Source organism: Corynebacterium sp. HMSC034A01 (assembly GCF_001838175.1).
In the GTDB taxonomy this organism is placed as follows: domain Bacteria; phylum Actinomycetota; class Actinomycetes; order Mycobacteriales; family Mycobacteriaceae; genus Corynebacterium.
Window position 1 is genome coordinate 1 of the sequence record NZ_KV835954.1, and the last position, 24,403, is coordinate 24,403.

At 67.7% G+C, this 24,403-nt stretch carries 27 protein-coding genes, 1 tRNA gene and 1 pseudogene; 20 read left to right on the forward strand and 9 right to left on the reverse strand.

The window, feature by feature from the left end:
* The 3 genes from HMPREF2791_RS12165 to HMPREF2791_RS05215 all read right to left on the reverse strand — a co-directional run.
* The coding region (locus HMPREF2791_RS12165) for a DUF3800 domain-containing protein (protein ID WP_210400157.1) at positions 1-201 on the reverse strand (201 nt) is incomplete at its 3' end.
* A gap of 73 nt (positions 202-274) precedes the next feature.
* Positions 275-351: transfer RNA gene (locus HMPREF2791_RS05210), tRNA-Pro, on the reverse strand.
* An 84-nt stretch (positions 352-435) separates the two neighbouring features.
* Complete coding sequence (locus tag HMPREF2791_RS05215; RefSeq protein ID WP_083290231.1) at positions 436-1,377, reverse strand: metallophosphoesterase; 942 nt, start codon at positions 1,375-1,377, stop codon at positions 436-438.
* Between HMPREF2791_RS05215 and HMPREF2791_RS05220 the strand changes: the two genes are divergently transcribed.
* Positions 1,357-1,806 (forward strand): GatB/YqeY domain-containing protein, encoded by a 450-nt coding sequence (locus HMPREF2791_RS05220; protein ID WP_070474809.1) that lies wholly within the window; start codon positions 1,357-1,359, stop codon positions 1,804-1,806. The two genes, HMPREF2791_RS05215 and HMPREF2791_RS05220, sit on opposite strands and share 21 nt — an antisense overlap.
* A gap of 9 nt (positions 1,807-1,815) precedes the next feature.
* Here the strand turns inward: HMPREF2791_RS05220 and HMPREF2791_RS05225 are convergent, their stop codons facing one another.
* Positions 1,816-4,290, reverse strand: coding sequence for a penicillin-binding protein (locus HMPREF2791_RS05225; RefSeq protein WP_070844646.1), 2,475 nt, complete (start codon positions 4,288-4,290; stop codon positions 1,816-1,818).
* Positions 4,291-4,469: 179 nt separating this feature from the next.
* Here HMPREF2791_RS05225 and HMPREF2791_RS05230 point away from each other — a divergent pair, with 179 nt between their 5' ends.
* From HMPREF2791_RS05230 to HMPREF2791_RS05240, 4 genes are read left to right on the forward strand one after another with little or no spacing between them, the layout of a single operon-like run.
* Positions 4,470-4,829, forward strand: a complete 360-nt coding sequence (locus HMPREF2791_RS05230) for a WhiB family transcriptional regulator (protein WP_070474807.1) — start codon at positions 4,470-4,472, stop codon at positions 4,827-4,829.
* A 15-nt stretch (positions 4,830-4,844) separates the two neighbouring features.
* Positions 4,845-5,000, forward strand: a complete 156-nt coding sequence (locus HMPREF2791_RS11830; RefSeq protein WP_168160614.1) for a Sp36 family protein — start codon at positions 4,845-4,847, stop codon at positions 4,998-5,000.
* Positions 5,001-5,456 (forward strand): RidA family protein, encoded by a 456-nt coding sequence (locus tag HMPREF2791_RS05235; RefSeq protein ID WP_070474806.1) that lies wholly within the window; start codon positions 5,001-5,003, stop codon positions 5,454-5,456.
* Positions 5,457-5,496: 40 nt separating this feature from the next.
* A complete protein-coding gene (locus HMPREF2791_RS05240) occupies positions 5,497-6,309 on the forward strand; it encodes an MBL fold metallo-hydrolase (RefSeq protein WP_070474805.1) in 813 nt (270 codons plus the stop codon).
* A gap of 166 nt (positions 6,310-6,475) precedes the next feature.
* Here HMPREF2791_RS05240 and glxR read toward each other — a convergent pair whose 3' ends face one another.
* Positions 6,476-7,159 (reverse strand): CRP-like cAMP-activated global transcriptional regulator GlxR, encoded by a 684-nt coding sequence (glxR, locus tag HMPREF2791_RS05245; RefSeq protein WP_070474804.1) that lies wholly within the window; start codon positions 7,157-7,159, stop codon positions 6,476-6,478.
* Positions 7,160-7,422: 263 nt separating this feature from the next.
* Here glxR and nth point away from each other — a divergent pair, with 263 nt between their 5' ends.
* Genes nth through HMPREF2791_RS05265 form a run of 4 tightly spaced genes read left to right on the forward strand, consistent with a single transcriptional unit; the run spans position 7,423 to position 10,623 of the window.
* On the forward strand, positions 7,423-8,196 hold the full coding sequence (gene nth, locus HMPREF2791_RS05250) for an endonuclease III (protein ID WP_070474815.1): 774 nt from the start codon (positions 7,423-7,425) through the stop codon (positions 8,194-8,196).
* Positions 8,193-8,726, forward strand: coding sequence for a TlpA family protein disulfide reductase (locus HMPREF2791_RS05255; protein ID WP_070474803.1), 534 nt, complete (start codon positions 8,193-8,195; stop codon positions 8,724-8,726). The genes nth and HMPREF2791_RS05255 overlap by 4 nt, the downstream gene beginning before the upstream one ends.
* The gene (locus HMPREF2791_RS05260) at positions 8,727-9,425 is read left to right on the forward strand and encodes an NUDIX hydrolase (RefSeq protein ID WP_070474802.1); all 699 of its coding nucleotides are present in this window, start codon (positions 8,727-8,729) and stop codon (positions 9,423-9,425) included.
* A gap of 10 nt (positions 9,426-9,435) precedes the next feature.
* A complete protein-coding gene (locus HMPREF2791_RS05265) occupies positions 9,436-10,623 on the forward strand; it encodes a MarP family serine protease (RefSeq protein ID WP_070844647.1) in 1,188 nt (395 codons plus the stop codon).
* Here the strand turns inward: HMPREF2791_RS05265 and HMPREF2791_RS05270 are convergent.
* Positions 10,613-11,170 (reverse strand): phage holin family protein, encoded by a 558-nt coding sequence (locus tag HMPREF2791_RS05270; RefSeq protein ID WP_070474800.1) that lies wholly within the window; start codon positions 11,168-11,170, stop codon positions 10,613-10,615. The two genes, HMPREF2791_RS05265 and HMPREF2791_RS05270, sit on opposite strands and share 11 nt — an antisense overlap.
* A gap of 118 nt (positions 11,171-11,288) precedes the next feature.
* On the opposite strand from HMPREF2791_RS05270, the gene HMPREF2791_RS05275 reads away from it, so the two are divergent.
* Positions 11,289-12,314, forward strand: a complete 1,026-nt coding sequence (locus tag HMPREF2791_RS05275; protein ID WP_083327908.1) for an acyl-CoA thioester hydrolase/BAAT C-terminal domain-containing protein — start codon at positions 11,289-11,291, stop codon at positions 12,312-12,314.
* Between the two features lie 24 nt (positions 12,315-12,338).
* On the opposite strand, the gene HMPREF2791_RS05280 is transcribed toward HMPREF2791_RS05275, so the two are convergent.
* Positions 12,339-13,151 carry an HAD family hydrolase gene (locus HMPREF2791_RS05280; RefSeq protein ID WP_070844648.1) on the reverse strand — a complete coding sequence of 271 codons (813 nt, stop codon included), beginning with the start codon at positions 13,149-13,151 and terminating at the stop codon, positions 12,339-12,341.
* A 179-nt stretch (positions 13,152-13,330) separates the two neighbouring features.
* Between HMPREF2791_RS05280 and ssd the strand changes: the two genes are divergently transcribed.
* From ssd to HMPREF2791_RS05315, 7 genes are all read left to right on the forward strand, one after another.
* Positions 13,331-14,347 (forward strand): septum site-determining protein Ssd, encoded by a 1,017-nt coding sequence (ssd, locus tag HMPREF2791_RS05285; protein WP_070844649.1) that lies wholly within the window; start codon positions 13,331-13,333, stop codon positions 14,345-14,347.
* On the forward strand, positions 14,348-15,469 hold the full coding sequence (locus HMPREF2791_RS05290; RefSeq protein ID WP_070844650.1) for a TadA family conjugal transfer-associated ATPase: 1,122 nt from the start codon (positions 14,348-14,350) through the stop codon (positions 15,467-15,469). It begins immediately after the preceding gene.
* Positions 15,466-16,209 (forward strand): type II secretion system F family protein, encoded by a 744-nt coding sequence (locus tag HMPREF2791_RS05295; protein ID WP_070844651.1) that lies wholly within the window; start codon positions 15,466-15,468, stop codon positions 16,207-16,209. Before HMPREF2791_RS05290 ends, HMPREF2791_RS05295 begins: the two co-directional genes overlap by 4 nt.
* A complete protein-coding gene (locus tag HMPREF2791_RS05300) occupies positions 16,206-16,754 on the forward strand; it encodes a type II secretion system F family protein (RefSeq protein WP_070844652.1) in 549 nt (182 codons plus the stop codon). Before HMPREF2791_RS05295 ends, HMPREF2791_RS05300 begins: the two co-directional genes overlap by 4 nt.
* 76 nt (positions 16,755-16,830) lie before the next feature.
* Entirely contained in the window at positions 16,831-16,989 is a 159-nt protein-coding gene (locus HMPREF2791_RS05305; protein WP_228496346.1) for a DUF4244 domain-containing protein, read from the forward strand.
* The gene (locus HMPREF2791_RS05310; protein ID WP_070844654.1) at positions 16,989-17,258 is read left to right on the forward strand and encodes a hypothetical protein; all 270 of its coding nucleotides are present in this window, start codon (positions 16,989-16,991) and stop codon (positions 17,256-17,258) included. Before HMPREF2791_RS05305 ends, HMPREF2791_RS05310 begins: the two co-directional genes overlap by 1 nt.
* Entirely contained in the window at positions 17,258-17,572 is a 315-nt protein-coding gene (locus HMPREF2791_RS05315) for an Rv3654c family TadE-like protein (RefSeq protein WP_070844655.1), read from the forward strand. Before HMPREF2791_RS05310 ends, HMPREF2791_RS05315 begins: the two co-directional genes overlap by 1 nt.
* 3 nt (positions 17,573-17,575) lie before the next feature.
* Here HMPREF2791_RS05315 and HMPREF2791_RS05320 read toward each other — a convergent pair whose 3' ends face one another.
* On the reverse strand, positions 17,576-19,927 hold the full coding sequence (locus tag HMPREF2791_RS05320) for a DEAD/DEAH box helicase (protein WP_070844656.1): 2,352 nt from the start codon (positions 19,925-19,927) through the stop codon (positions 17,576-17,578).
* A 181-nt stretch (positions 19,928-20,108) separates the two neighbouring features.
* Here HMPREF2791_RS05320 and HMPREF2791_RS05325 point away from each other — a divergent pair, with 181 nt between their 5' ends.
* On the forward strand, positions 20,109-20,312 hold the full coding sequence (locus HMPREF2791_RS05325; protein WP_034996968.1) for a cold-shock protein: 204 nt from the start codon (positions 20,109-20,111) through the stop codon (positions 20,310-20,312).
* A gap of 45 nt (positions 20,313-20,357) precedes the next feature.
* Here the strand turns inward: HMPREF2791_RS05325 and HMPREF2791_RS05330 are convergent, their stop codons facing one another.
* Positions 20,358-20,984 carry a DedA family protein gene (locus HMPREF2791_RS05330; protein ID WP_070844657.1) on the reverse strand — a complete coding sequence of 209 codons (627 nt, stop codon included), beginning with the start codon at positions 20,982-20,984 and terminating at the stop codon, positions 20,358-20,360.
* A 136-nt stretch (positions 20,985-21,120) separates the two neighbouring features.
* Here HMPREF2791_RS05330 and topA point away from each other — a divergent pair, with 136 nt between their 5' ends.
* Together topA and HMPREF2791_RS05340 are read left to right on the forward strand one after the other, a co-directional pair.
* Positions 21,121-24,015: a type I DNA topoisomerase gene (gene topA / locus HMPREF2791_RS05335; RefSeq protein ID WP_070844659.1), complete on the forward strand. Its 2,895-nt coding sequence runs from the start codon at positions 21,121-21,123 to the stop codon at positions 24,013-24,015.
* Between the two features lie 154 nt (positions 24,016-24,169).
* A pseudogene (locus HMPREF2791_RS05340) lies at positions 24,170-24,403 on the forward strand (HNH endonuclease); the annotation flags it as partial.

A 24,403-nucleotide genomic window follows, 5' to 3' on the forward strand; every position in this document is an offset into this window, starting at 1 on the left:
CACGGTGTTACTAGATACGACCGCGCAACAGGCTTGGCGCAGGTGGCGGATCTCTCTGTCGAGAAGCTGGAGATCTCTAACCTTTACGAAACCAACTACGAAGAAGCCGCCCGAAGAGTTCCGTGAGCCCGATTCATCGAGAAAAATCGACGACACCGGAACTCGGCCGGGGAGGGAGAAGGTTTTCTTCTTCTTTTGCACAAAGGCAACTCTACTGACCGTGCCGACATGCAAAAAGAAAAGTGTCTCTTGGAGAAACTCCAAGAGACACGGCTGGTCGGGATAACAGGATTTGAACCTGCGACCTCTTCGTCCCGAACGAAGCGCGCTACCAAGCTGCGCCATATCCCGGTTGTATCCTCAGGCTCTCGCCCGCGGTACTGGCAACACATTACCCCCGGGCGGCGAATCGGCCAAAACGGCAGGTAGCAAGGCCTATTCTCCGCGCTCCACCACCCGGATCAGGCTCGCGGACGGCGGGCAGAACAGGCGCACCGGCGCGTACTTGGACTGGCCCAGGCCGTTGGACACTTCCATCCACATCTTCCCGTACTTGTGCAGCCCGGAGGCGCGCTCGCGGTCGATGTCCGCATTGGTCACAATGGCGCGCTCGCCGGGCAGGCAGATCTGCCCGCCGTGGGTGTGGCCGGCGAGCGCCAGCTGGTAGCCGTCCGCCTCGAACGCGTCCAGCACCCGGCGGTACGGCGCGTGCAGCAGGCCGATGGACAGATCCGCGTCTGCATTTGGCGCGCCGGCGACCTCGGCATACCGGTCCAGCTCGTGGTGCGGGTCGTTCACGCCCGCGAGCGCCAGGCGCACACCGGAGGCTTTGAACTCCAGGCGGGCGTGGGTGGCGTCTTGCCAGCCGCGCTCCACAAACGCGGCGCGCATTCCCTCCCAAGGCAGGTCCTCATACGACGGCTCGCGCTTCGCCCCGGTCAGGTACTTCAACGGGTTGACCGGCCGCGGCGCCCAATAGTCGTTGGTGCCGAACACGAACGCGCCCGGGCGGTTCAACAGCGGGCCCAGGGCGTCCAGCACCCACGGCACCCCGCCGACATCCGACAAGTTGTCGCCGGTGTTGACCACCAGGTCCGGCTCGAGGGCATCCAGGCTGGAGACGAACTCCACCTTCTGGCGCTGTCCCGGGATCATGTGCAGGTCGGACACGTGCAGCACCCGAAATTCCCCGCGCCCGTCCAGCACCCCCGGCTTGAGCAGGGGCAAGGTGTACTCGCGCAGCTGGAAATTGTTGCGTTGGGTGTATCCCCACGTCAGCGCGGCGGCGCCCGTCGATAGGCCAAGTGCTCCGATTCCCGTCAACTTCTTCACCCGCACCACTGTAATCTCGCATGCATGAGTGCACTGAAAGACCAGATCCGCGCAGACCTCAAAGAAGCCATGAAGGCGAAGGAAAAGGAGCGCACCGGCACCATCCGCATGCTGCTGGCCGCGATCCAGACCGCCGAGACCGAGGGCTCCAAGCACGAGGTAGACGACGCGGAGATCCAGAAGATCATCGCCCGTGAGATCAAGAAGCGCCGCGAGTCCGCGGACATCTACAAATCCAACGGCCGCGACGACCTGGCCGAGGCCGAGCTCACCGAGGCGGGCATTCTCGAGGTGTACCAGCCGAAGCAGCTGGATGACGACGAGCTTGCCAAGCTTATCGACGAAGCTATCGCCGAAACCGGCGCCGAGTCCATGGCGCAGATGGGGCAGGTCATGAAGGCCGCCACCGCCAAAGCCGAGGGCCGCGCCGACGGTAAGCGCCTCTCCGAGGCCGTGAAGGCCCGCCTGAGCTAGTCCACTGGATTAGTTTGGGTTGACGCCGGCGGCACCGTTCGGGGCGCCGGCGTTGTTGCCGTTGCCGTTGTTGTTGCTGGCGCCGAAGACGTCGGCGATGGCGTCGCGGGCGTCGTTCAGCGATTGCTCGAGGCCCTCCAGTCCGGGCGGGGCAGCGGGGCTTGGTTGCGGCGGCGCGGTCGGCGAGGGCGCCGGCGCTGAGCTCGGTGGCGCGGTGGGGCTTGCGCTGGGGGCGCCGGCGCCGTCGGAGACGTTCAGCGTCACCGTCGTGTTCGGGCCGTCCTGAACCGCGGAGACGACGGTGCCTGCCGGCGCGCCGGCGCCGTGGACAGTGTTGATCGTGACCGTGTAGCCCTGCGCCTCAAGCTGGGACTTCGCGGCGGAGGAGTACTGGCCGACCACCGCGTCCAGCGCCGCGCGCTTCGTGCCGCGCATGTGTACCGGGCTCGCAGGCGGCAGCCCGCCCGCAGCCGCCCCCGGCACCCCGGCCGCCGCCTGGAACCAGGTATCGGCCGCCTCATTGCCGCCGAACAGTGTGCCGTACTGGCACTGGCGCACCGGCTGGGTGCACAGCGGGGTGGACTGGGTGCCGTCGTTGTAGATGTACGGCGCCGCGGACATGCCGCGGGTGAAGCCCAGAAACGCCGTGGAGTGGTGGGACTCCGTCGTGCCCGTCTTCGCGGCCGTTTGGGCGGACCAGCCGTTGTTGCGGGCGGACGCGGACGCGGTGCCGTCGATAATGTCCTTCGACATGCCGTGCGATAGCGCGCCGGCGACCTCCGGGTCGACCGCCTGCTCGCAGGCGGGACGGTCGATGAAGACCTGCTTGCCGTGTTCGTCCAGCACTTCCTTGATCGGGTTCGGCTCGCACCAGCGCCCGCCCGAGGCCAAGGTGGCGCCAACGTTGGACAGCTCCAGCGCATTCACGGCGAGCGGGCCGAGGGTAAACGCGCCCATGTTCTCCTCCTTCGCCGCCTGGGCGATGGAGCGGCCGTCGCCGAACGAGTTCTCGTCCGCGTAGGAGCGCAGCCCCAGGCGCACCGCCAAATCCACCACCGGGGCTACGCCGGTTTTCTGAATCAGCTCCACAAACGTGGTGTTCGGCGACTGCGCCAGCGCGTCCTGCAGCGTCATGCGCGGGGCGTACGTGCCGGCATTTTCCACGCAGTACGCGCCCGGCGGGCAGTTGGCCGCGCCGCCGCCGCCCATGCCGTAGAGCACCGAGCGCACCGGCGTCTCCAGCATCGTGTTCAATCCGTAGCCCTGCTCCAGTGCCGCGGCGGCGGTGAAGATCTTGAACACCGAGCCCGCGCCCGCACCTACCAGGGACACCGGCTGCGGCAAGATGGTCTGGCTCTGGTCCAGGTCCAGGCCGTAGAAGCGCGAGGACGCCATGGCCAAAATGTCGCGGGAATCCGCGCCGGGACGGATGATGTTCATGACCTCGGCCACGCCCGGGGCGTATGGGCTGACGTTGTTTCGCACTGCGTTGTTGGCCGCTTCCTGCACCGCCGGGTCCAAGGTGGTGGTGATGGTGTACGAGCCGTTGAGGATTTGCTCCATGCCCAGGCCCTTGTCCTCCAGGTAGCGCAGGGCGTAGTCGCACATGAAGCCCTTGTCGCCGGCGGCGATGCACCCCTGCGGGAGCGTCTTCGGCTGCTCGAGAATCCCCAGCGGGGCGCCTGCCAGGCGGTCCGCCTCCGCCTGGTCCAGGTAGCCCTGAGCCGCCATGTTGTTCAGAACCACATTGCGGCGCTGAGTTGCGCCTTCCGGGTTGGTGTACGGGTTGAGCGCTTCCACAGACTGCAGGATGCCGACCAGTAGCGCGGCCTGCGCCGGGTCAAGGTCCCGGGCGGGGACATCAAAGTAGGTCAGCGCCGCCGCCTCGATGCCGAACGAGTGGTTGCCAAAAGAAACGAGGTTGAGATACCTGGTCAGCACCTCGTCCTTTTCCAGTGTCTTGTCCAGGTCGGACGCCATGCGCATCTCGCGCAGCTTGCGGGGGATGGACTGCTCCGTGGCGGCGTTGGCCTCTTCCTCGTTCTCTGCGTCGATGAGCCAGAGGTAGTTCTTCACGTACTGCTGGTTGATCGTGGACGCGCCCTGCTGCACCCCGCCTGCGAGCACGTTGGTCACCATCGCGCGGGCGAAGCCCTGCATGTCAACGCCCTCGTGCTGGTAGAAGCGGCGGTCCTCCGTGGCCACCAGGGCGTCCTTGACGTGCTGGGAGATCCCGTCGCTGGCCACCTCGTAGCGGCGTTGCTTGAAAATCCAAGCCATGGGGGCGCCGGTGGCGTCGTTAATTGTGGTGACGCCGGGGACTTCGCCGTGGGTGAGGTCGGAGAGGTTGGACTGCATCGTCTCGTCGGTGCGGGCGACGGCAGCGCCGCCCAGGCCCGCGATGGGGGCGAGGCAAAGCGCGATGGCCAGCGCCGCCGCAACGAGCGCGGCCAGCAGGCTTCCTAGAGATTTCAGTGCGGACACGCCATTACCTTAAATGACTCGGCCCCCGTGCGGGAATATAAAAGACCCCCCAAAAATGTGACCCATTCGACAGAAATCTTTTTTGTGTGATTACATTTACATGGGACCGCAGATATGCGGTCGGATGTATAAAACTGCGCCCGAGAGACGGCGCAGGTGAACGAGTAAGGAGCACGGCTATGACCACGGCTTTGGGTAACACCGCGCAGCGAAACGCACAACGGACCACGTCCCGCAAGTGCGACGCATCCGGACATCTCGTTTTTGACCGGGGGGATTGGGTAACTCACGCACAGTGCCGCGGCAAGGATCCGGACGCCTTGTTTGTCCGTGGCGCGGAGCAACGCAAGGCCGCCGCGATCTGCCGCGCCTGCCCGGTGCTCACCGAGTGCCGCGCGGACGCGCTGGACAATAAGGTCGAGTTCGGCGTTTGGGGCGGGTTGACGGAGCGTCAGCGCCGCGCGGTGCTGCGCAAGAATCCGCACGTGACCGACTGGGCAGAGCACCTCTCCGCCGGCGGCGAAGTTGTCGGCCTGTAGGTAGTCTTGGGCGCCATGACGAAATGGGAGTACGCAACGGTTCCGTTGCTCACGCACGCCACCAAGCAGATTCTGGACACCTGGGGCGAGGACGGCTGGGAGCTCGTCTCCGTCACGCCGGGTCCGACCCAGGACAACGTTGTCGCTTACATGAAGCGGGAGGTCGAATAAATGTGGACTGATCGTCTGAAGGAGCTCGGCATCGAGCTGCCCACCGTCGCCGCGCCGGTGGCGGCGTACGTTCCCGCCGTGCAGGCCGGCAACCAGGTCTGGACGTCCGGCCAGCTGCCGTTTACCGACGGCAAACTGCCCGCCACCGGCAAGGTCGGCGCGGAGGTCACCGAGGAGGCCGCCTACGGCTACGCCCGCCAGGCTGCGCTCAACGCGATTGCGGCGGTGGACGACCTCGTCGGCCTGGACAACGTCGCCCGCGTGCTCAAGATCGTCGGTTTTGTCGCCTCTGACCCGGCGTTTACCGGCCAGCCCGCCGTGATCAACGGTGCCTCCGAGCTCATGCAGGAGGTCTTCGGCGAGGCCGGCGCGCACGCCCGCTCCGCAGTGGGTGTGGCGGCACTGCCGATGGACACGCCGGTCGAGGTCGAGCTCGTCGTCGAGCTGAAGAGCTAGAACACCAATAAACGGCTGCTAAGCGGGTACGCTGGGGCACATGCAACATCCCGCTTACAGCCAACTGCGCCCTGTGACCGCCAACGCCGCGGTGGTTCTGGCGCCGAACCCCAGCTACGCGGCGCTCGAGGGGACCAACTCCTGGGTGATCAGGGGTGAGGGGGATCAGCGAAGCATCGTCGTTGATCCGGGTCCGGAGGACGAGGGCCACCTCAACGTCCTCCACTCCAAGGCGGGGGAGGTGGCGCTGATTTTGCTCACGCACCGCCACCACGACCACGCCGATGGCGCGGAGCGTTTCCGCCAGCTCACCGGCGCGCCGGTTCGCTCGCTGGATCCGCAGTACAGCTCGGGGGCGGACCCGCTTATCGACGGTGAGGTGGTCGCCGTCGACGGCATCACCCCACGCCTGAAGGTTGTGGCCACCCCGGGTCACACCAGCGATTCCGTGTGCTTCTTTGTCTACCCGGGCGACCCGGAGACCACTGAGCTGGAGGGCATCATCACCGGCGACACCATCGCCGGCCGCCACACCACCATGATCTCCGAGACTGACGGCGACCTGGGCAAGTACCTGGACACCCTGGAGCTCCTGGAGGAGCAGGGCAAGGACATCCCGCTTCTGCCGGGCCACGGCCCCGAGGGTGCGGACCTGTCGGCGTACGCCCGCAAGTACATCGACCGCCGCAACCAGCGCCTGGAGCAGATCCGTGAAGCGCTGAAGACGCACGGCGAGAACGCAGACATCAACACCCTGGTCGACGCGATCTACGACGATGTCGACCCGGTGCTGCGCGGCGCCGCCGAGCAGTCCACCCGCGTGGCCCTGCGCTACCTGAAGGCCGCGCCCTAAGGGTGAGGCAAAAGAAAAGGCCCAGCCACCGCGGCTGGGCCTATTTTTTGTCCCTCACTCGGGTTTTGTAGGGATCGGCACTTTACCGGTTTTCGGTTTGTAAACCCCCAGGTCAGATTTTCGCGTTGCCGAGTTTTGCACAACCCGGCCCACGAAACCCGTGCACCTACCGGGCGCGACGGGCCAGGTGCTCGGTGTCGACGATGAGCACGCTCTTGCCCTCCAGGCGGATCCAGCCGCGGTGGGCGAAGGTGGCCAACGCCTTGTTCACCGTCTCGCGGGAGGCGCCGACGAGCTGGGCGATCTCTTCCTGCGTCAGGTCGTGGTTGACGCGCAGCGCGCCGCCTTCGTGGGTGCCGAAGCGGTTGGCCAGCTGCAGCAGCGTCTTGGCCACGCGGCCGGGCACGTCGGTGAAAATGAGGTCTGCCAGCGAGGCGTTGGTGCGGCGCAGGCGGCGGGCCAGGACACGCAGGAGCTGCTGGGAGATCTCCGGGTGGCTGTCAATCCAGGTGCGCAGCATGGTGGAGTCCATGGTGGCGCAGGTGACTTCGGTGACGCACACGGCGGAGGAGGTGCGCGGGCCCGGGTCGAAGATGGACAGCTCGCCGAACATGTCGGACGGGCCCATCACGGACAGCAGGTTTTCACGTCCGTCCGGAGCGTGTCGGGCGAGCTTAATCTTGCCTTCGACGATGATGTAGAGGCGGTCGCCGGGTTCGCCTTCGTCGAAGATGGTGGTGCCTTTGGGGAAGGTCTCCGTATCCATTTCGCTGATCAGCGCGGCTACTGCTTCCGGGTCCACGCCCTGGAAAATGCCGGCGCGGGCGAGTGTGTCCTGTACGCCTTCCATGAATCCTCCTCGGTTGGGACGGCCAGGGGCAGTGGTTGCAGTCACTTTCGCGTAACTTTTTAGCAGCCGTCACAGTGCGACTCGCACTTTACCACCCAAGTGCGGTCTTGGTCAGGCGGTTGACCAAGTTGGTGTTAATCCACCACGCGCGCCTCGAGCCGTTCCATCGCCAGGGGGAACGCTCCGAGCACCAGCGGGACCAGCACAACGAGTATCAGATTCATAGGTGTCATTTTACGCCACGCATAACTAGCATGTCGGTCATGTCCTCCACCACGCCGAAGAAGCACCGCCGCCCCGGATCCCACCCGGCGGCGAAGGGCTCGGAGACGGATATCGGGCGGACCAGGCGCGCCCGCCGCATCAACCGCACGCTCGCGGAGACGTTCCCCGGCGCACGTGCTGAGCTAGACTTTTCCAACCCGCTGGAGCTGCTGGTGGCCACGGTGCTTTCGGCGCAGACCACGGACGTGCGCGTCAACATGGTCACCCCGGCGCTGTTTGCCAAGTATCCCACGGCACACGCGTACGCGGAGGCGGATCAGGCGGAGGTGGAGGAGATCATCCGCTCCACCGGCTTTTACCGTTCGAAGGCCAAAAACCTCATCGGTTTGGGGCAAAAGCTCGTCACCGATTTCGGCGGGGAGGTGCCCACCAAGCTGGAGGATCTGGTCTCGCTTCCTGGCGTGGGCCGGAAGACGGCGCATGTGGTGCGCGGCAACGCGTTCGACATGCCGGGGCTGACGGTGGACACACACTTCCAGCGCCTGGTGGGGCGCCTCATGCTCACCGACGAGACGGATCCGGTGAAGATCGAGCACGCGATCGCGAAGCTCATTGAGCGCCGCGAGTGGACCATGTTCTCCCACCGCATCATTTTCCACGGCCGCCGCATCTGCCACGCCCGCAAACCTGCGTGCGGCGTGTGTCCGATCGCGTTCGACTGCCCCAGCTTCGGCGCCGGCCCGGTCGAGCCCGAGGCGGCCGCGGACCTGGTCACGGGCCCGGAGCGCGAGCACATTCTGGGGCTCGCATGAAGCGCGCGATCTGGGTGAGTGTTGCGGTCATCGTGGCGGCAACGGTGCTGCTCGTGCTCGGAGTGCGCAGTTTGCTTGTCGACGATCAACCAACGGGGGACCCTGTGGCCGTCGAGAAGCACATGCCCCAACGACCCGATTGCCCGGCTGGGCTGGATCTGCCGTGCCTCGGCGGGGACATGGCCGGCGAGGCCAAGGAGATCACCGTGGTCAACGTGTGGGCCTGGTGGTGCCAGCCGTGCCGCGCGGAGCTGCCGGCGGTGGAGGAGTTCGCGCGCACGCACCCGGAGTACACCGTGGTGGGCGTGCACGCGGACCAGAACGCGGGCAACGGCGCTGCGCTGCTGGAGGATCTCGGGGTGGGCCTGCCCAGCTACCAAGACGACTCGGGCGCCTTCGCCGCGGAGCAGGGCCTGCCGCCGGTGGTGCCGGTGACGGTGGTGCTGCGCGGCGGCGAACAGGTGGCGGTGTTTGCCAAGGAGTTCACCTCGGCGTCAGAACTCGCCGCGGCGGTCGAAGGAGCGCTGTAAATGGATGCGCCATTGCGCCCGGACCGCGCGCCGCTGTGGCTGAAACCCCTGGTGGAAGCCATCGAGGGCGGCGGGGCGGCGATCCCGCGTCGGCTGCTGTCGCCGCGCGTGCTACAGAAAGACGGCGCGGACCAGGCCGCGGTGTTGATCCTGTTCGCCGGCGACCCGCGCGCCACCGAGCTGCCGCAAGACGCGCGCGTGCTGATCACGCACCGCACCCCGCGCATGCGCAGCCACTCCGGCCAGATGGCGTTCCCCGGCGGTCACATCGACCCCGGCGACGGCGGGCCTGTGGATGCCGCGCTGCGCGAGGCGTGGGAGGAAACCGGCCTGGACCCGGACAGGGTGGTCCCGCTGGCCATGCTGGACGCGGCCACCACCGGCGGCAGCAACCGGCGCGTGCGGCCTGTGGTGGCGTTCACCCCGGAGCCGGGCGAGGTCTACCCGGCCAGCGAGGAGGAGACGGACGCGGTGTTCTTCGTGCCGGTGCGCGAGCTGGTGGACCCGCGAAACCGGGCGATGCTGGGGATTCAGGAATGGTCGGGGCCAGCGTTCTGGGCAGGCGAGTTTCTGGTGTGGGGCTTTACCGGTGTGCTGCTCGCCGTGGTGCTGAAGCTGGGCGGCTGGGTGCGGCCCTGGGACGAAAAGCCCGGCGACTTGCGGGCTGCGCTGGCGCGTTCTGCCAACCGTGAGCGGTAACATCACCGGAATGCACCTGGTTATCGACGTCCTGCTCGCGCTCGCCGTCGTCGCCGCCTTTATCAGTGGCTGGCGCCAGGGGGCGCTGTCTGCGGTGCTGTCCGCGGTCGGCGTCGTGGCGGGCCTGGTTATCGGGCTTGCGCTGGCGCCGTTCGCGCTGGATTTGTCAGATTCCCAGACGGTGCGCATCGTGCTGCTCATCGCCCTGGTTGTGCTGTTTGTGGGGCTGGGCAACCTCGTCGGCGTCACCGTCGGCGGAAGCCTGCGCGGCCGGGTGCGCTCCCGGGGTCGCCGCGTGCTGGATTCCGCACTTGGCGCGACGTTCCAGTCGGTGGCGGTGGCCGCGGTGCTGTGGTTCATCTCCATCCCGCTGGCCGCCTCGGTGCCGGGCGAGATCGGCGACGGCATCCGCTCGTCGCGCGTCTTCGGCACCATCAACGCCGCCGCCCCCGAGACGGCCTCCAAGCTTCCGGCGAGGTTCGCCGCGCTTCTCGACGAATCCGGGCTGCCGCCGCTGGTTTCCCCCTTCCATTCGCCGGGTGGGGCGCAGGTGGCGGCGCCGGATGGATCCGTGGTGGAACCGGAGGTTGTGGAGAAGCTGCGCCCCAGCGTGGTGCACGTGATGGGCGACGCAGAAAGCTGCCGGCGGCGCCTGATGGGCACCGGTTTTGTTATCGAGGACGGCTACGTGCTCACCAACGCGCACGTCGTGGCCGGCACCGAGCGGGTGGCCCTGGACACCGTGGTAGGGGTCAAGCCGGCGCAGGTGGTCCTGTTCGACCCGGACACCGACATCGCGGTGCTGCGCGCCGAGCAGCTGGGGTTGCCGGAGCTGCGCTGGGCCGAGAGTGGGCTGGGGATTAGCGACAGTGCCGTAGTGATGGGCTACCCCAAATCCGGCCCGTTCGAGGCGGCGCCGGTGCGCATCCGCGGCAAGCTGGAAATCGCGGGCCCGGACATCTACACCACCGGGCGTGTGGAGCGTGAGGCGTACACCATCCGCGGCAACATCCGCCAGGGCAACTCCGGCGGGCCGCTGCTCACCCCGGACGGCGAGGTCGCGGGCATGATCTTCGGTGCGTCTCTGGACACCTCAGAAACGGGATACGCGCTGACTGCACACCAGGTGCAGCAGCGCGTAGGGGATGTGCGGAGCTTGACGCGCCCCGCGGATACGCAAGCGTGCGTTAGCGGGTAACGGCGGCGGAGCCGGTACGCGGCAGAGAAGAGCCGGTGCCGGAGGAGGTGTAGAGACCTGCCTCGTCCTTAGCCAGGTTCTTCTGCGCCTGGCCCGGCTTGAGGTTCTTCAGCTCGTTGACCGACTCGATGGTCTTCTCGGGCGCCTTGATCTTCTTGATCTTCTTGAAGCCGATGAACGCGAGCAGGCCGGCCAGCGCCAGCATGACCAGGAAGACGATCAGGAACGCCCAGCCGCGGTGCATCCAGGACGCGAGCATCTCCGCGATGGCGAAGAAGAGGAAGAAGGAGGAGTACAGGGCGATCACGCCGGCCACGGCGAACAGGCCGCCGCCCATCGCGCCCTTCTTCACCTCGCCGACGACCTCGGCCTTGGCCAGCTCGATCTCGCCGCGGACCAGGGTGGAAACCTGCTGGGACGCGTTGGAGATCAGCGTGCCGATGGAGTCGTTGCCCGGCTGGGTGGCGTAGGTGTCGCGCAGCGGGATGGAGTCCACCTTGGCGTTCACGGCGGTGGAGCCGCTGGTGTAGAGGCCTTCGTTGCTCACTTGTAGTTCACCTTCCTGGGTGGCTTTTACACGGCACCCGGGAAGGTGCCTGGAATTCTTCACACGATGTTAGCGATGTATGGAGGCATTTGCCCGAATCGGGGTAGAAAAGTAAAGCATGAGGGGCCTGAAACGTATAGGTAAGGCAATTGTCTGGTTTCTCGGCGTGATTGTGGTGCTGGCGCTGGTGGTCGCTGGTCTGCGCGCCTACAACGCGAACAAGTACCCGATCTCGCAGGCCGACGCCTCCGGAGGCGCAAGTGCCGCCGAGTATCCGGAAGGCGAGAGGGTGCGCAAGATTTCCGGCGAGTACCTCAACGGCTTCCACTTCCAGCCCGCCGAGGGCGCGCCCGAGCGCCGCGGCGTGGTGGTGGTCTACGGTGGCTCCGAGGGCTCTCCGGACTACTCGCGGGCCGAAGCGCTGGCCAACGACGGCTACGAGGTGCTCAGCCTGTACTTCTTCGGCCAGGACAACCAGCGCTCGACGCTGGCGGAGGTGCCGCTCGAGCAGTTCGACGAAGTCACCGACTACATCGACGAGCATGTGGCGGACCCGTCGCCGGTGACGGTGGTGGGCACCTCCAAGGGGGCGGAGTTCGCCGCGCTTGTGGCCGCCAACGGGTTCGCGGTGGACAACCTCGTAGCGTTCGTGCCGGCGCACTACTCCTACAGCGGCCTGGATTTTTCCACAGGCGAGGACCTGCCGTCGTTCACCGTGCGGGGCGAGGCGGTGCCGTTCGCGTCCTTCAGGCAGTCCGGCATGCTCGCAGGCTTGAAGATGTTCGGCCGGATGATCGCGGCGTACCCGGTGGCCTACCGGCCGACATACGAGGGCGCGGCCGGCTCCGCGGACGAGGATGCCCGGATCGACCTCGGCGGCTTCGACGGCAACGCCGTGTTCTTCGGCGCGGGCGACGACCAGATGTGGCAGTCCGACGTCGCCGCGAAGGCGCTCGCGGAGCAGGCCCCGCGCGCTGAAGCACATGTTTACGAAGGAGCGGGCCACGTCTTCTTCGAGGATTCGGATGCCCAGCAGAATGGCTGGCAGATCATGTTCGGCGGCTCGCAGGAGGCGAACCGGCGCGCCCACGAGGAGTCCTGGCAGGTGCTGAGCGAGCGCTTGGCCGAGTGGCACGGCCAATAATTCCCGGCGTGAAACCGCCAGGTTTTACGCCGAGCGCTTGTCGTCCTTGCCGCCCATGGCGCGGGCGATAAGCACTCCCGCTACAGCCAGGGCGGTCACGCCCGCGATCACGCCGGCGCCGATGCCCACCTCGCGCGCGTTGGGCATCTGGAACAGTGGCTCGGGGTTTTTGAAGGTGCGAGCCTGCCAGCCGTTGGCCAGCGCGTGCTTCTTCAGCGCCCGGTCCGGGTTCACGGCCACCGGGTTTCCTACCAGCTGAAGCATGGGGATGTCGGTGGCGGAGTCGGAGTAGGCGTAGCTGTGGTCCAGGTCAAAGTCGTGCTCGGCGGCGAACTGGCGCACCGCCTCGGCCTTCGCGTCGCCTTTGAGGTAGCGGGTGATTTCGCCGGTGAGCTTTCCGTTTTCAACGGCCATCTCCGTGGCGACCACGGTGTCCACACCCAGTTCTTCAGCGATCGGCTCCACCAAAATCGCCGCCGAGGCGGAGATGATGATGACGTGGTGGCCGGCTTGCCTGTGGTCGTCGATAAGCTGGCGCGCCTCGGCGTAAATAGCAGGAGCGACCACTTCGCGCAGTGTGTCGCGGGTGATGCGCTGGATGTCCTCCACATCCCATCCGGCGACCATCTGCGCCAGCGCGTCGCGGGTGGAGTCCATCTTCTCGCTGGACTGTCCCACCAGCATGTACTGGGCTTTGGTGAGGTAGAGCTCCCACGCTTCCTGGCGGGTGATCATCCCGTTGTTCAGGAATTCTTTGCCGAAGGCGAACGCGGACGACGTCGCAATGATCGTCTTGTCCAGGTCGAAGAAGGCCGCCACCGGCTTGTTAGCAGACATACTCCTGCAGTGTAGACCCCAAACCCTACGGATGCGTAGCTAAGGCCTGAGAAACCAATGTGATGTGTGGGGCGACTTATCCACAGCGAAATTGTTGAAACGTCCGCCAGCAGGGCGGGTTATCCACAGAAAAAATTTTGCCCATTGTTTCCGGGTTGTCGCGGTTGCACGCTACCGCCATGACACACACGAACACAGGCCCCATCGTCGTCGCCGTCGGAGACCCGGCGCTGCACTCCGAAGCCATCCACATCGCCGCCGCCACCGGCCGCAAGGTCATCGACGCCGCCGACGACACCCAGCTCGCCCGCCACGCACCCAAGGCGCATGCCTTGCTTATCGACGACCTCCGGGCCCCCTCCTTAAGCACCCAACCACGGGGACCGAACGTGTTCACCGTGGTCGCGGACACCGCCCCGACCGCGGCACGCGAGGACGTCTTCGCCCTGCCCGCCCAGGCCGCGGACGTGCTGCGCAGCATCGGCGCGCTGGCGCTGGCACCGGCGGCCTCGGCCGCGCGCGGGAAGGTCGTCGCCGTGCTCGGCGCGTGCGGCGGGGCGGGCGCGTCGGTGCTTTCCGCGGCGCTGTGTCAGGTGGCGGGGAACGCCACGCTGGTGGACGCCCACCAGCTCTCCGGCGGCCTGGACCTGCTGCTGGGTCTGGAGAGCACGCCCGGCGCGCGCTGGGGCGAGATCGGCTTCGCCGCCGGCGGGGCGGTCTCGCGCGCGGAGCTGCGCGGGGCGCTGCCCGCCACCGACGACGGCACCGCGCTGCTGACGTTTTCGCGCACAAACGTGGCGGACCCGTTCCGGCTGTCGTTGGAGGAGCTCAACGCGGTGGTGCACGCCGCCGGCACGGAGGGGCTGACGGTGGTGGATGGCCCGCTTGCGCTGCTGCCGGACCGCTGCGACCTCGCGGTGGTGCTGCTGCGTCCGGAGCTGCGCGCCGCCGCTGCCGCCGCCCGTGTCGTCGCCGAGTGCAACGCCGCCGGGGTGGCCAACGCGTTGGTGCTGCGCCAGAGTTCGTGGGCGTCGCTGGAGGCTGCGCAGGTGGAAGACACGGCGAAAGCGCCCGTGGTTGCGCAGGTGCAGCAGGTCCGGGGGTTGACCAAGCAGCTGGATCACGCCGGCTTGCCGGCGAAGCTGCCGCGCACGCTCAACCGCGCCGCCGAGGCCGTGCTGGGGGAGGTGGCCTAAATGGACGACGTACTCGCCCGCGTGAAGCGCCGCCTGGCCGACGAGCCGGCTCAGCCCGACCCGGCGCGCATCGCCGCGATCATCCGCGAGGAAGCGGTGGTGATCAGCGACATCGGGGTGTTAGACATCATGCGCAAGCTTCGCGACGACACCACGGGTGCCGGCCCCTTAGAAGCCATCCTGGCGGACCCGGCCGTGACCGACATCTGCGTCAACGCCCCGGACGAGGTGTACGTGGACACCGGCCAGGGGTTGGCGCGCTCGGAGCTGACGTTCGACTCGGAAGCCTCCGTGCGGCGCCTCGCCACCCGCCTGGCCGTCAGCTGCGGGCGCAGGTTGGACGACGCGCAGCCGTTCTGCGACGGGCACGTCACCCGCGACGACGGGACCCTGCTGCGCTTCCACGCCGTGCTCGCCCCGACCGCCCAGGCGGGCACCTGCATCTCCCTGCGCGTGCTGCGCACCGCCTCGGCCACGCTCGACGATCTGGTGGCGCGCGGCGCGCTCGACGATGAGAGGGCGGCGCTGGTGCGGGAGATCGTCGCCAAGCGAAAGGCGTTCGTGGTTGTCGGCGGCACCGGCTCCGGCAAGACCACGCTGCTGTCCGCGCTGCTCGCGGAGGTGGACCCCGCCGAGCGCATCGTGGCCATCGAAGACACCCTTGAGCTGACCCCGGACCACCCGCACGTGGTGAACCTGACCAGCCGCGGCGCCAACGCCGAAGGCGCCGGCGCGATCACGATTGCGGACCTGGTGCGCCAATCGCTGCGCATGCGCCCGGACCGCATCGTCATCGGCGAGATCCGCGGCGGGGAAGTAGTCGACCTGCTCGCCGCGTTAAACACCGGCCACGACGGCGGCGCCGGCACCCTGCACGCCAACTCCATCGAGGAAGTGCCCGCCCGCTTCGAGGCGCTCGCCGCACTCGGCGGGATGGACCGCGCCGGGCTGCACGCCCAGCTCGCCGCCGCCATCGACGTGGTGCTGGTGGTCAAACGCCGCACCGACGGCACCCGCTACCTGCAGCAGATCGGTGTGCTTGAGGGCGAGCCGGTGTGCGCGAAGGTGGTCTGGGACGCCGAGCGCGGCGCCCTCGATGGCTACGAGGAGCTGGCCCGATGATCGCTGTGATGCTGCTCGCCTGCGCCGTCGCCGTGGCCGCGCCGTCGCCCGCGTACCGGGTGGTCGAGCGCACCCTAAGCCCCGCGCCCCGCCTCATTCCGGCGACCGTGGTGCTCGCAGGCGTCGGCGCGGTCGTGTTCGGCCGCGTCAGCCTGGTGGTCGCCGCGGCCATGGCCGCGGCGACCTTGGTACACGTGGTGCGCGCCCGCCGCGACGACAGGGCCGCCCGGCGGCGCAGCACGGCGGCCGCGACGTACCTCGGGGCAGTGTCCACCAACCTGCAGGCAGGTGCCGCCATGCCCGACGCGCTGGCGCGTGCCGCCGAGCAGGCGCCAGCCCCACTGCAACCGGAAGCAGCCCGCCTGACGCAGCTCGCCCGCTCCGGCGCGCCGCTGGAGACCCACGTGCCGGAGCTTGAACGCCTAGGTACGTTGTGGGCCCTGTCGGCCTCGCGCGGTGTGCCGCTGGCGAAGCTGGTCGCCGCACTCCGCGACGACATCGACCACGCCAACCGCCACCGCGACGCCACCCGCGCCGCCCTGGCCGGACCGCAAACCACCGCAGTCGTCCTCGCGCTGCTGCCTGTTGCCGGGGTGCTCATGGGCACCGCGATGGGCGCGAACCCGCTGGCGTTTCTCACTGGCGGCGGACTCGGCGGGGTGCTGCTGGTGGTGGGCACCGCGCTGGTCTGTGCAGGCGTGGTGGTCTCGCGCCGCATCATCGAGGGAGCCAGCGCATGATCGGCCTCGTTCCCGCACTGCTTGTCGCCGCGGCACTGTGCGTGGCGCCTGCCGGCCCCGGCGGACGCGTCACCTCGGCCACGCCGAAAGCGCCCCGCGACGGCCCCGCAGAGGCCGAGCCGGAGCGCTGCGCCAGCGACATCGAACTGTTCGCGGCATGCGTCTCAGCAGGCCTGCCCGCCGCCACCGCGGCGGCTGCGGTCGCCGACACCCACGGGACACGCAGCCCGTGGCACACCGTGGCCTCGCTGACGGCGCTGGGGGTCGAACCCCAGCGCGCCTGGGCCGAGATCCGCCACCTGCCAGGCGGCGAGGATCTCGCCGGGCTTGTTGCCCTATCCACCACCTCCGGAACCTCGCTGGCCGCAGGCTGCGGGCGCATCGCCGCCCAGCTGCGCGCGGGCGCGGGGGACCGGGCCAAAGCCAAAGCGGAACGCGCGGGCGTGCTCATCGCCATCCCGCTGACCGCGTTTTTCCTGCCGGCGTTTTTCGTCCTCGGGCTCGCGCCCGCGGTGATCAGCCTCGGCACCTCACTGATCAACTAGAAGGAGTTTTCCCATGCGTCACCTCAATTCCGCACTCACTACTACCTACCTGTACGCTGCCTCCAGGGCCCAGAAAATGCGCTCTGACCAGGGGATGTCCACCATCGAATACGCCTTTGGCAGCCTCGCGGCCGCGGCCCTTGCCGGGGTGCTCTACCTCGTGGTCAACGGCGACGCCGTCACCAACGCCATCGAAAGCGTCATCACCGACGCGCTGAGCAACACGCCGGGCTAATGAGCACCATCGAAACCGCGCTGTCGCTGTCGGCTCTCGTGGTGGTCACAGCCGCGATCGTGGGCGGGATCGCCACCGTCGCCGCCTACATCACGGCCGTGGACATCGCCGGGGCCGCCGCCCGCGCCCACGCGCTGGGCGTGGACTACGCGGCGCCCCGCGGCGACGTCGCCGTCACCGAACACGCGGGCCTGGCCACCGCGGCCGCCTCCGTCCCGGCGCCGATCGGCACCATGCGCGCCACGGCTGTGTTCCCGGTGGAGTTCTGATGCGTCTGCTTACCGACGAAGGCTCCGCCACCATCACCGCCACCGGCATCATCACGTCTGTAGTTTCGCTCGCGCTGGCGGTGGTGGCGCTCGGGGTGCACGTGGCCGACACGCACCGGGCCCGCGTCGCCGCGGACCTGGCCGCCGTGGCCGGCGCGACCGCGATGTACCGCGGCGCCGACGCCTGCGCCACGGCCCACCGCACCGCGGAGCTCAACGGCGCGCACGTGGTCTCCTGCGAGATCACAGCGGGCGACGTCGTGGTGGAAGCCACCCGCCGCCGGGCGGAGGCCGCTGCCCGCGCTGGGCCCTAAGCGCTAGCCCTTACTCGGTGCTTCACCAGCCGTCATGGTCACCAGCGCGCCGAGCAGCTTCAGCGCTGCGCGCTTGTCCAGCGGCTGGTTGCCGTTGCCGCACTTCGGCGACTGCACGCACGACGGGCAGCCGTCCTCGCAGCCGCAGGAGCGCACGGTCTCCCAGGTCGCCTCGATCCACTCGTGGAAGCGGGCGAAGCCCTCGTCGGCAAAGCCCGCGCCGCCGGGGTGGCCGTCGTAGACGAACACCGTGGGCAGCATTGTGTCCTGGTGCAGCGCGGTGGACACGCCGCCGATGTCCCAGCGGTCGCAGGTGGCCAAAAGCGGCAGCAGCCCGATCGCGGCGTGTTCCGCGGCGTGCAGGGCGCCGGGGATCTCGCCGGCGGTAATGCCCAGCTCGTCCAGCACCATCGGATCGATCGTGTACGCCACCGCGCGGGTGACAAGGCGCTGCTCCGGCAGGTCGAGGGGGATGTGTTCGCTGACGGTGCCGTCGGCAAGCCGCACCACATAACCGGTGACCCGGTCGATGACCTCCACGTCCACGCTGGCCACCCACAGCCCCGGCGAGGGGTTGACCAGCTGGTGGGCCTCGCCCAGGATCGTGATGTCCGTCGTCGAGCGCGCCTGCGTCGAGTAATCGGGTCGCTCCGGCGCCACAAGTGCCACGTAATCGTCCAGGTCCAGCGCCTGGACCACGAAGTACTCGCCCTGGTGGATGTAGACCGCCCCGTCGTGCACCTGGCTCATCGCGCGCGCCGCGTCCACGGTGCCCAACAGCCGCCCGTCGGTGACGTCCACGATCATCACCTGCTCGCCCACACCGCCGCGCAGCGACACCGAGGCGTGCGCCGACTCCGGCGTGATCTCGCCGTCCAACTGCGGCACCGCGAACCACCCCGCCGGCCGGCGGCGCAACAGGCCCGCGGCGGTCAGGTCGTCCACCACGTCGCGCGCGCCGAAGGCGTCGACATCGGCCTCGCTCAACGGCCGTTCCACCGCGGCGCAGTACACATGCCCGCGCAAAATGAACCGGTTGGTCGGGTCGAACACCGAACTCTCCACCGGTGTGCCCAGCAGCGCTGCAGGGTGGTGGACCAGGTAGGTGTCCATCGGCTCGTCGCGCGCCACCAGCACCGCCACCGAGCTCTGTCCGCGCCTACCTGCTCGCCCCGCCTGCTGGCGAAACGACGCCACCGTGCCCGGAAACCCCGCCATCACCACCGCGTCCAGCCCGCCGACGTCGATGCCCAGCTCCAGCGCGTTCGTGGACGCCACCCCCAGCAGCTCACCGTTGTCCAGGCGGCGCTCCAGCTCGCGGCGGTCCTCCGCCAAATACCCCGCACGGTACGGCGCGACGCGCTCGGCCATATCGGCGCGGCCCGCCGCCGACAGGTACTCCTGGGTGCGCATCGCCACCGTCTCCGCGGCGCGCCGGGACCGCACGAACGTCAACGTCCGCGCGCCCTGCAGCAACAGCTCCGCCGACACGCTCGCCGCCTCCGCGGTGGCGGGGTAGCGCACCGGCGCGCCGCCTTCGCCCTCGGCGCCCTCGATGAAGCCGGGTTCCCACAGCACGATGGTGCGCTCGCCGGAAGGGGCGGCGTCCTCGGTCACGGCCGCCGCCTCGCGCCCGCTCAAACGGCGCGCCTGGCCCGCCGGGTCCGCCGCGGTAGCCGAGGCATAAATCAGCGTCGGGGACGACCCGTAGGCGGCGGCGATGCGCAGCAGCCGCCGCAGCACCAGCGCCACGTTCGCGCCGAACACGCCACGGTAGGTGTGGCACTCGTCCACCACCACGTACTGCAAATGCCGCAGCAGACGCGCCCACCGCGCGTGCGAGCCCAACACAGAGGCGTGCAGCATGTCCGGGTTGGTGAACACGTAGCGCGTGTGTTCCCGAATGCCCGCGCGCGATTCCGTCGGCGTGTCCCCGTCGTACGGCGCCGGGTGGATGCCCTCCAGGCCCGCGTTCTGCACCATCCGCAGCGTGGCCTGCAGCTGGTCCGAGCCCAGCGCCTTCGTCGGCGTCAGATACACCGCGCACGCCGTCGGATCCTGCGCCAGCGCGGTCAGCACCGGAAGCTGGTAGCCCAACGACTTGCCGGAGGAGGTCCCCGTCGCCACCACCACGTCCTCTCCGCGCCACGCATGCTCTGCGCACAGGGCTTGGTGGAGGTAGGGGGAAGCGAAGCCTTCGTCGACAAGCAATTGCTTCAACCGCGGCTCCACCCACCCAGGCCACTCGCTGAAGCGGGCCTGACGTGCGGGGACGTGCTCGACATGCGTAATCGTCGCCGCCGGGTGGCGGCGCTTCAGCGCGCCGAGCAGCTCGGTACCGAACGGGGAAACCATAATCACAGGGAAGTATGCCAGTTCCCAGTGCTAAGGCTCGCACTTCATGGCACACTGGGTGACGGTCACAGGTTTTGTGCGCGCCCGAAGCGGTGCTCGCGAGGATTGTGCACGCGGGCACCAGGACCCGTTAGGCCCTGGTGGACGACATCTCTACGCAACTTTTTTGAAAGGTTTCACCATGGCAACCGGTACCGTGAAATGGTTCAACGCCGAAAAGGGCTTCGGCTTCATCGCCCCGGACGACGGCTCCTCCGACGTCTTCGTCCACTACTCCGAAATCCAGGGCTCCGGCTTCCGCACCCTGGAAGAAAACCAGCAGGTCGAGTTCGAGGTCGGCGAGGGCGCCAAGGGCCCGCAGGCACAGCAGGTGCGCGCGCTCTAAGCACACCTTGCTTATCGACGGGGCTTCCGCTCGGAGCCCCGTTTTTTATACGTTGCTCACGCCTTGGCGCACATCACGCCACTCGGCGAACTTGTTCTGGCCCTTCTGGATCAGGTAGCCGACAGTCGAGCCGAACACCACGCCCAGAAGCATCGCCAGCAGCGGGTAGTCCTGCAGGATGCGCCCGCCCAGGTAGCCGACGCCGACGCTCAAGAACGCCCACAGGATCACGCCGATGGTGTCGAAGAAGACGAACTTGAACCAGTTGTAGCGCACCGACCCCAGCACAATCGTGGCCACCCAGCGCGCCCAGGGGATGAAGCGGGCGACGATAATGGTCGCGCCCGCGCCGCGGTTCATGTTCCGGCGCACCCAGCGGATCGCCTGGCCCGCCTTCGACTCCGGGTCCAGGGCCTCCACCCGGTGAATGAGCTTGCCGCCGAGCACGAAGCAGATGTTGTCGCCGATGATCCCGCCGATGATCGCAGCAATGATCACGCCCCACACACTCGGCACCCCGCGGGAGGCGGAAAAGGCGCCGGCCAAGTTCAGCACCGACTCCGAAGGCACCACGGGTGCCAGCGCATCCGCGACAATAAGCACCGTCACCAGCGGGTAAAACACCGGCATCGCCATCAGCGTGTGCAGGAAATCGATGAGGGAATCGACCACGAAGACGTATCCTTTCCGGCCCCGACGTACACGGCACCGGGGCACCCGAGCAGTGTAGTCCTATTACCCGGGTGCACAATCGTGTGCTAGTTGTCTGTTAGGCAATAACTCTGTGCGAAGCGAGGTGTCAGTCAACGTGGCTGAAGGCGGCAAGACTCTGGTGATCGTGGAGTCCGCGACGAAGGCGAAGAAGATCCAGAAGTACCTGGGCGACGACTTTATTGTGGAAGCCTCCGTCGGCCACATCCGCGACCTGCCCGGCCGCGCCGCCGACATCCCCGCCAAGTACAAGAAGGAACCGTGGGCCAAACTCGGCGTCAACCCCGAGGACGGCTTCACGCCCATCTACGTCGTCGACGCCGACAAGAAAAAGAAGGTCACTGACCTCAAATCCAAGCTCAAGCAAGCCGACAAACTTCTGCTCGCAACAGACCCGGACCGCGAAGGCGAAGCCATCGCCTGGCACCTTCTGGAAACGCTCAAGCCGAAGGTGCCGGTGGAGCGCATGGTGTTCAACGAGATCACCGAATCCGCCATCCGCGAAGCCGCCGAAAACACCCGCGAGCTGGACATGGCGCTCGTCGACGCCCAGGAAACCCGCCGCATCCTCGACCGCCTCTACGGCTACGAAGTCTCGCCGGTGCTGTGGAAAAAGGTCATGCCGCGCCTGTCTGCCGGCCGCGTCCAGTCCGTGGCCACCCGCGTGATTGTCGAGCGCGAGCGCGAGCGCATGGCGTTCATCTCCGCGGAGTACTGGGACCTGGTCGCGTCTCTCGTCCCTCGAGACGCAGCCAAGGAGAACCAGACGGACTTCGACGCGAAGCTCGTCGCGCTCGACGGCAAGCGCATCGCCCAGGGCCGCGACTTCGATGACCGGGGGCGGCTGAAGGGCGAGGCGGTGGTCGTCGATAAGCAAAAGGCGCACTCGCTTGCCGACGCACTGGGCACCGCACCCATGCACGTCACCGCGGTGGAGGAGAAGCCGTACTCGCGCAAACCGTACGCGCCGTTCATGACCTCCACGCTGCAGCAGGAAGCCGGGCGCAAGCTGCACTTCACCTCCGCACGCACCATGCGGATTGCGCAACGGTTGTACGAAAACGGCCACATCACCTACATGCGTACAGACTCCACCTCGCTGTCCAAGCAGGGCCTGGACGCCGCACGCACCGCCGCCCGCGAGCTCTACGGCGCCAATTACGTCACCGACGCGCCGCGCACCTACGACCGCAAGGTGAAAAACTCGCAGGAAGCCCACGAAGCCATCCGCCCCGCGGGCGAACGCTTCGCCACCCCCGGTCAGCTGGCCGGGTCCTTGGACGCCGAGGAGTTCAAACTCTACGAACTCATCTGGGCGCGCACCATCGCCTCCCAGATGCAAGACGCCCGCGGCACCTCGATGAAGGTCACCATGCAGGGCGACGCCGCCGGCGAGGCGTGCGAGTTCGCCGCCACGGGCCGCACCGTCACCTTCCCCGGCTGGCTGCGCGCCTACTCCGACCGCCAAGCCAACGAAACCCGCCTGCCGCAGCTGGCCAAGGGCGACGAGCTGGCCACCAATAAGGTCACAGCAGACGGCCACTCCACCAACCCGCCGGCGCGCTACACCGAAGCCTCGCTGGTGAAGAAGATGGAAGAGCTCGGCATCGGCCGCCCGTCCACCTACGCGTCGATCATCAAAACCATCCAGGACCGCGGCTACGTCTTCGTCCGCGGCAACGCCCTGGTGCCGTCCTGGGTCGCGTTCTCCGTGGTGGGCTTGCTGGAAAACAACTTCGACGCGCTCGTGGACTACGACTTCACCTCGTCGATGGAAGACGAGCTCGACGAAATCGCCCACGGCAACCAGGACCGCACCAAGTGGCTGTCCGGCTTCTACTTCGGCGACGCCGACGCGCGCGAATCCATGGCGCAGGCACTCGCACGCCGCGGCGGGCTGAAGCACATGATCGAGAACAACCTCGAATCCATCGACGCGCGCGCCGCGAACTCGCTGACACTTTTCGACGATGCCGAAGGCCGCCCCGTCGTCGTCCGCGTCGGACGCTACGGCCCCTACATCGAGCGCGTCATCGGCGAGAAGGACGGCGAGCCCGAGTACCAGCGCGCCAACCTGCCGGAATCCGCCACCCCGGACGAAATCACCCTGGAGATGGCGGAGAAGCTCTTCGCTACCCCGCAGTCCGGCCGCGAACTCGGCGTCAACCCCGCCAACGGCCGCACCGTGGTGGCGAAGGAGGGGCGTTTCGGCCCGTACGTCACCGAGCTTGTGCGTGACGACGAGCGCGCCACCGCCGAAGCCCGCGCCGAAGACATCATCGCCGCGGAGCGCGCCGAGGAGGACGCCCAGCGCGCCGAGGAAGGCAAGCGCGCGAAGAACTGGGAGACCAAGACGGCGGCGGCGCAGAAGGAAAAGCGCATGGCGCAGCTTGTCGACGAGCAGCTCAAGCCCGCCACCGCGTCCCTGTTTTCCTCGATGGAGCCGTCGAGCGTCACCTTCGAGGAGGCAATGCAGCTGCTGTCCTTGCCGCGCGAAGTCGGCGAAGACCCGACGGACGGCGAGATGATCACCGCGCAGAACGGCCGCTACGGCCCGTACCTGAAGAAGGGCTCCGACTCGCGCTCGCTGGCCTCGGAAGAGCAGATCTTCTCCATCACGCTGGAAGAGGCTCGCCGCATCTACGCCGAGCCGAAGCGCCGCGGCTGCGCCGCCGCGAAGCCGCCGCTGAAGATGCTCGGCGACAACGACGTCTCCGGCAAGCCCATGACCATCAAGGACGGCCGCTTCGGCCCGTACGTCACCGACGGCGAAACCAACGCGTCCCTGCAGCGCGGCGACACCCCGGAAACCATGACGGACCAGCGCGCCAACGAGCTGCTCTCCGCCCGCCGCGCCCGTGAAGCCGAGGGCGGCGGCAAGAAGGCCACCAAGAAAAAGGCCTCGAAGAAAACCACGAAGAAGAAGGCAACCAAGAAGGCCACGAAGCCGAAGCAAACCACGAAGAGGGTAGTCAAGGCCCGCAAGCGCTAAAACTGTGCAACGTATACCGCGGTGGCGTGCTTGCGCCACCGCGTTTAGCGTAGCTGTGGACAACCGTGTTGCGACTTCAACAACTGGCGGGGGTTATCCACAGATTTTGATTTGGGTCTTGTTCGGGTTGTGTGGCCGCCATAGCTTGCAGGCCATGAACTTCACCGACTTTGTTTCCGCAGGCGTAGCCGTCCTCGCCGACTTCGACCGCGACACCGCCATGGCCGTCGGCCTGTCCACCGGGCGGGTCCGCGATTTGGCGCGGGTGCACCACACCTACTTTGGCCCGACCAAGTTCACCCGCAAACAACGCGACGCGCTCCAAGCAGCGCACGGTGTGCCCGTCGACCAGCTCGTGCACATCGAGAAGAAGCTGCTCGCCGTCGAA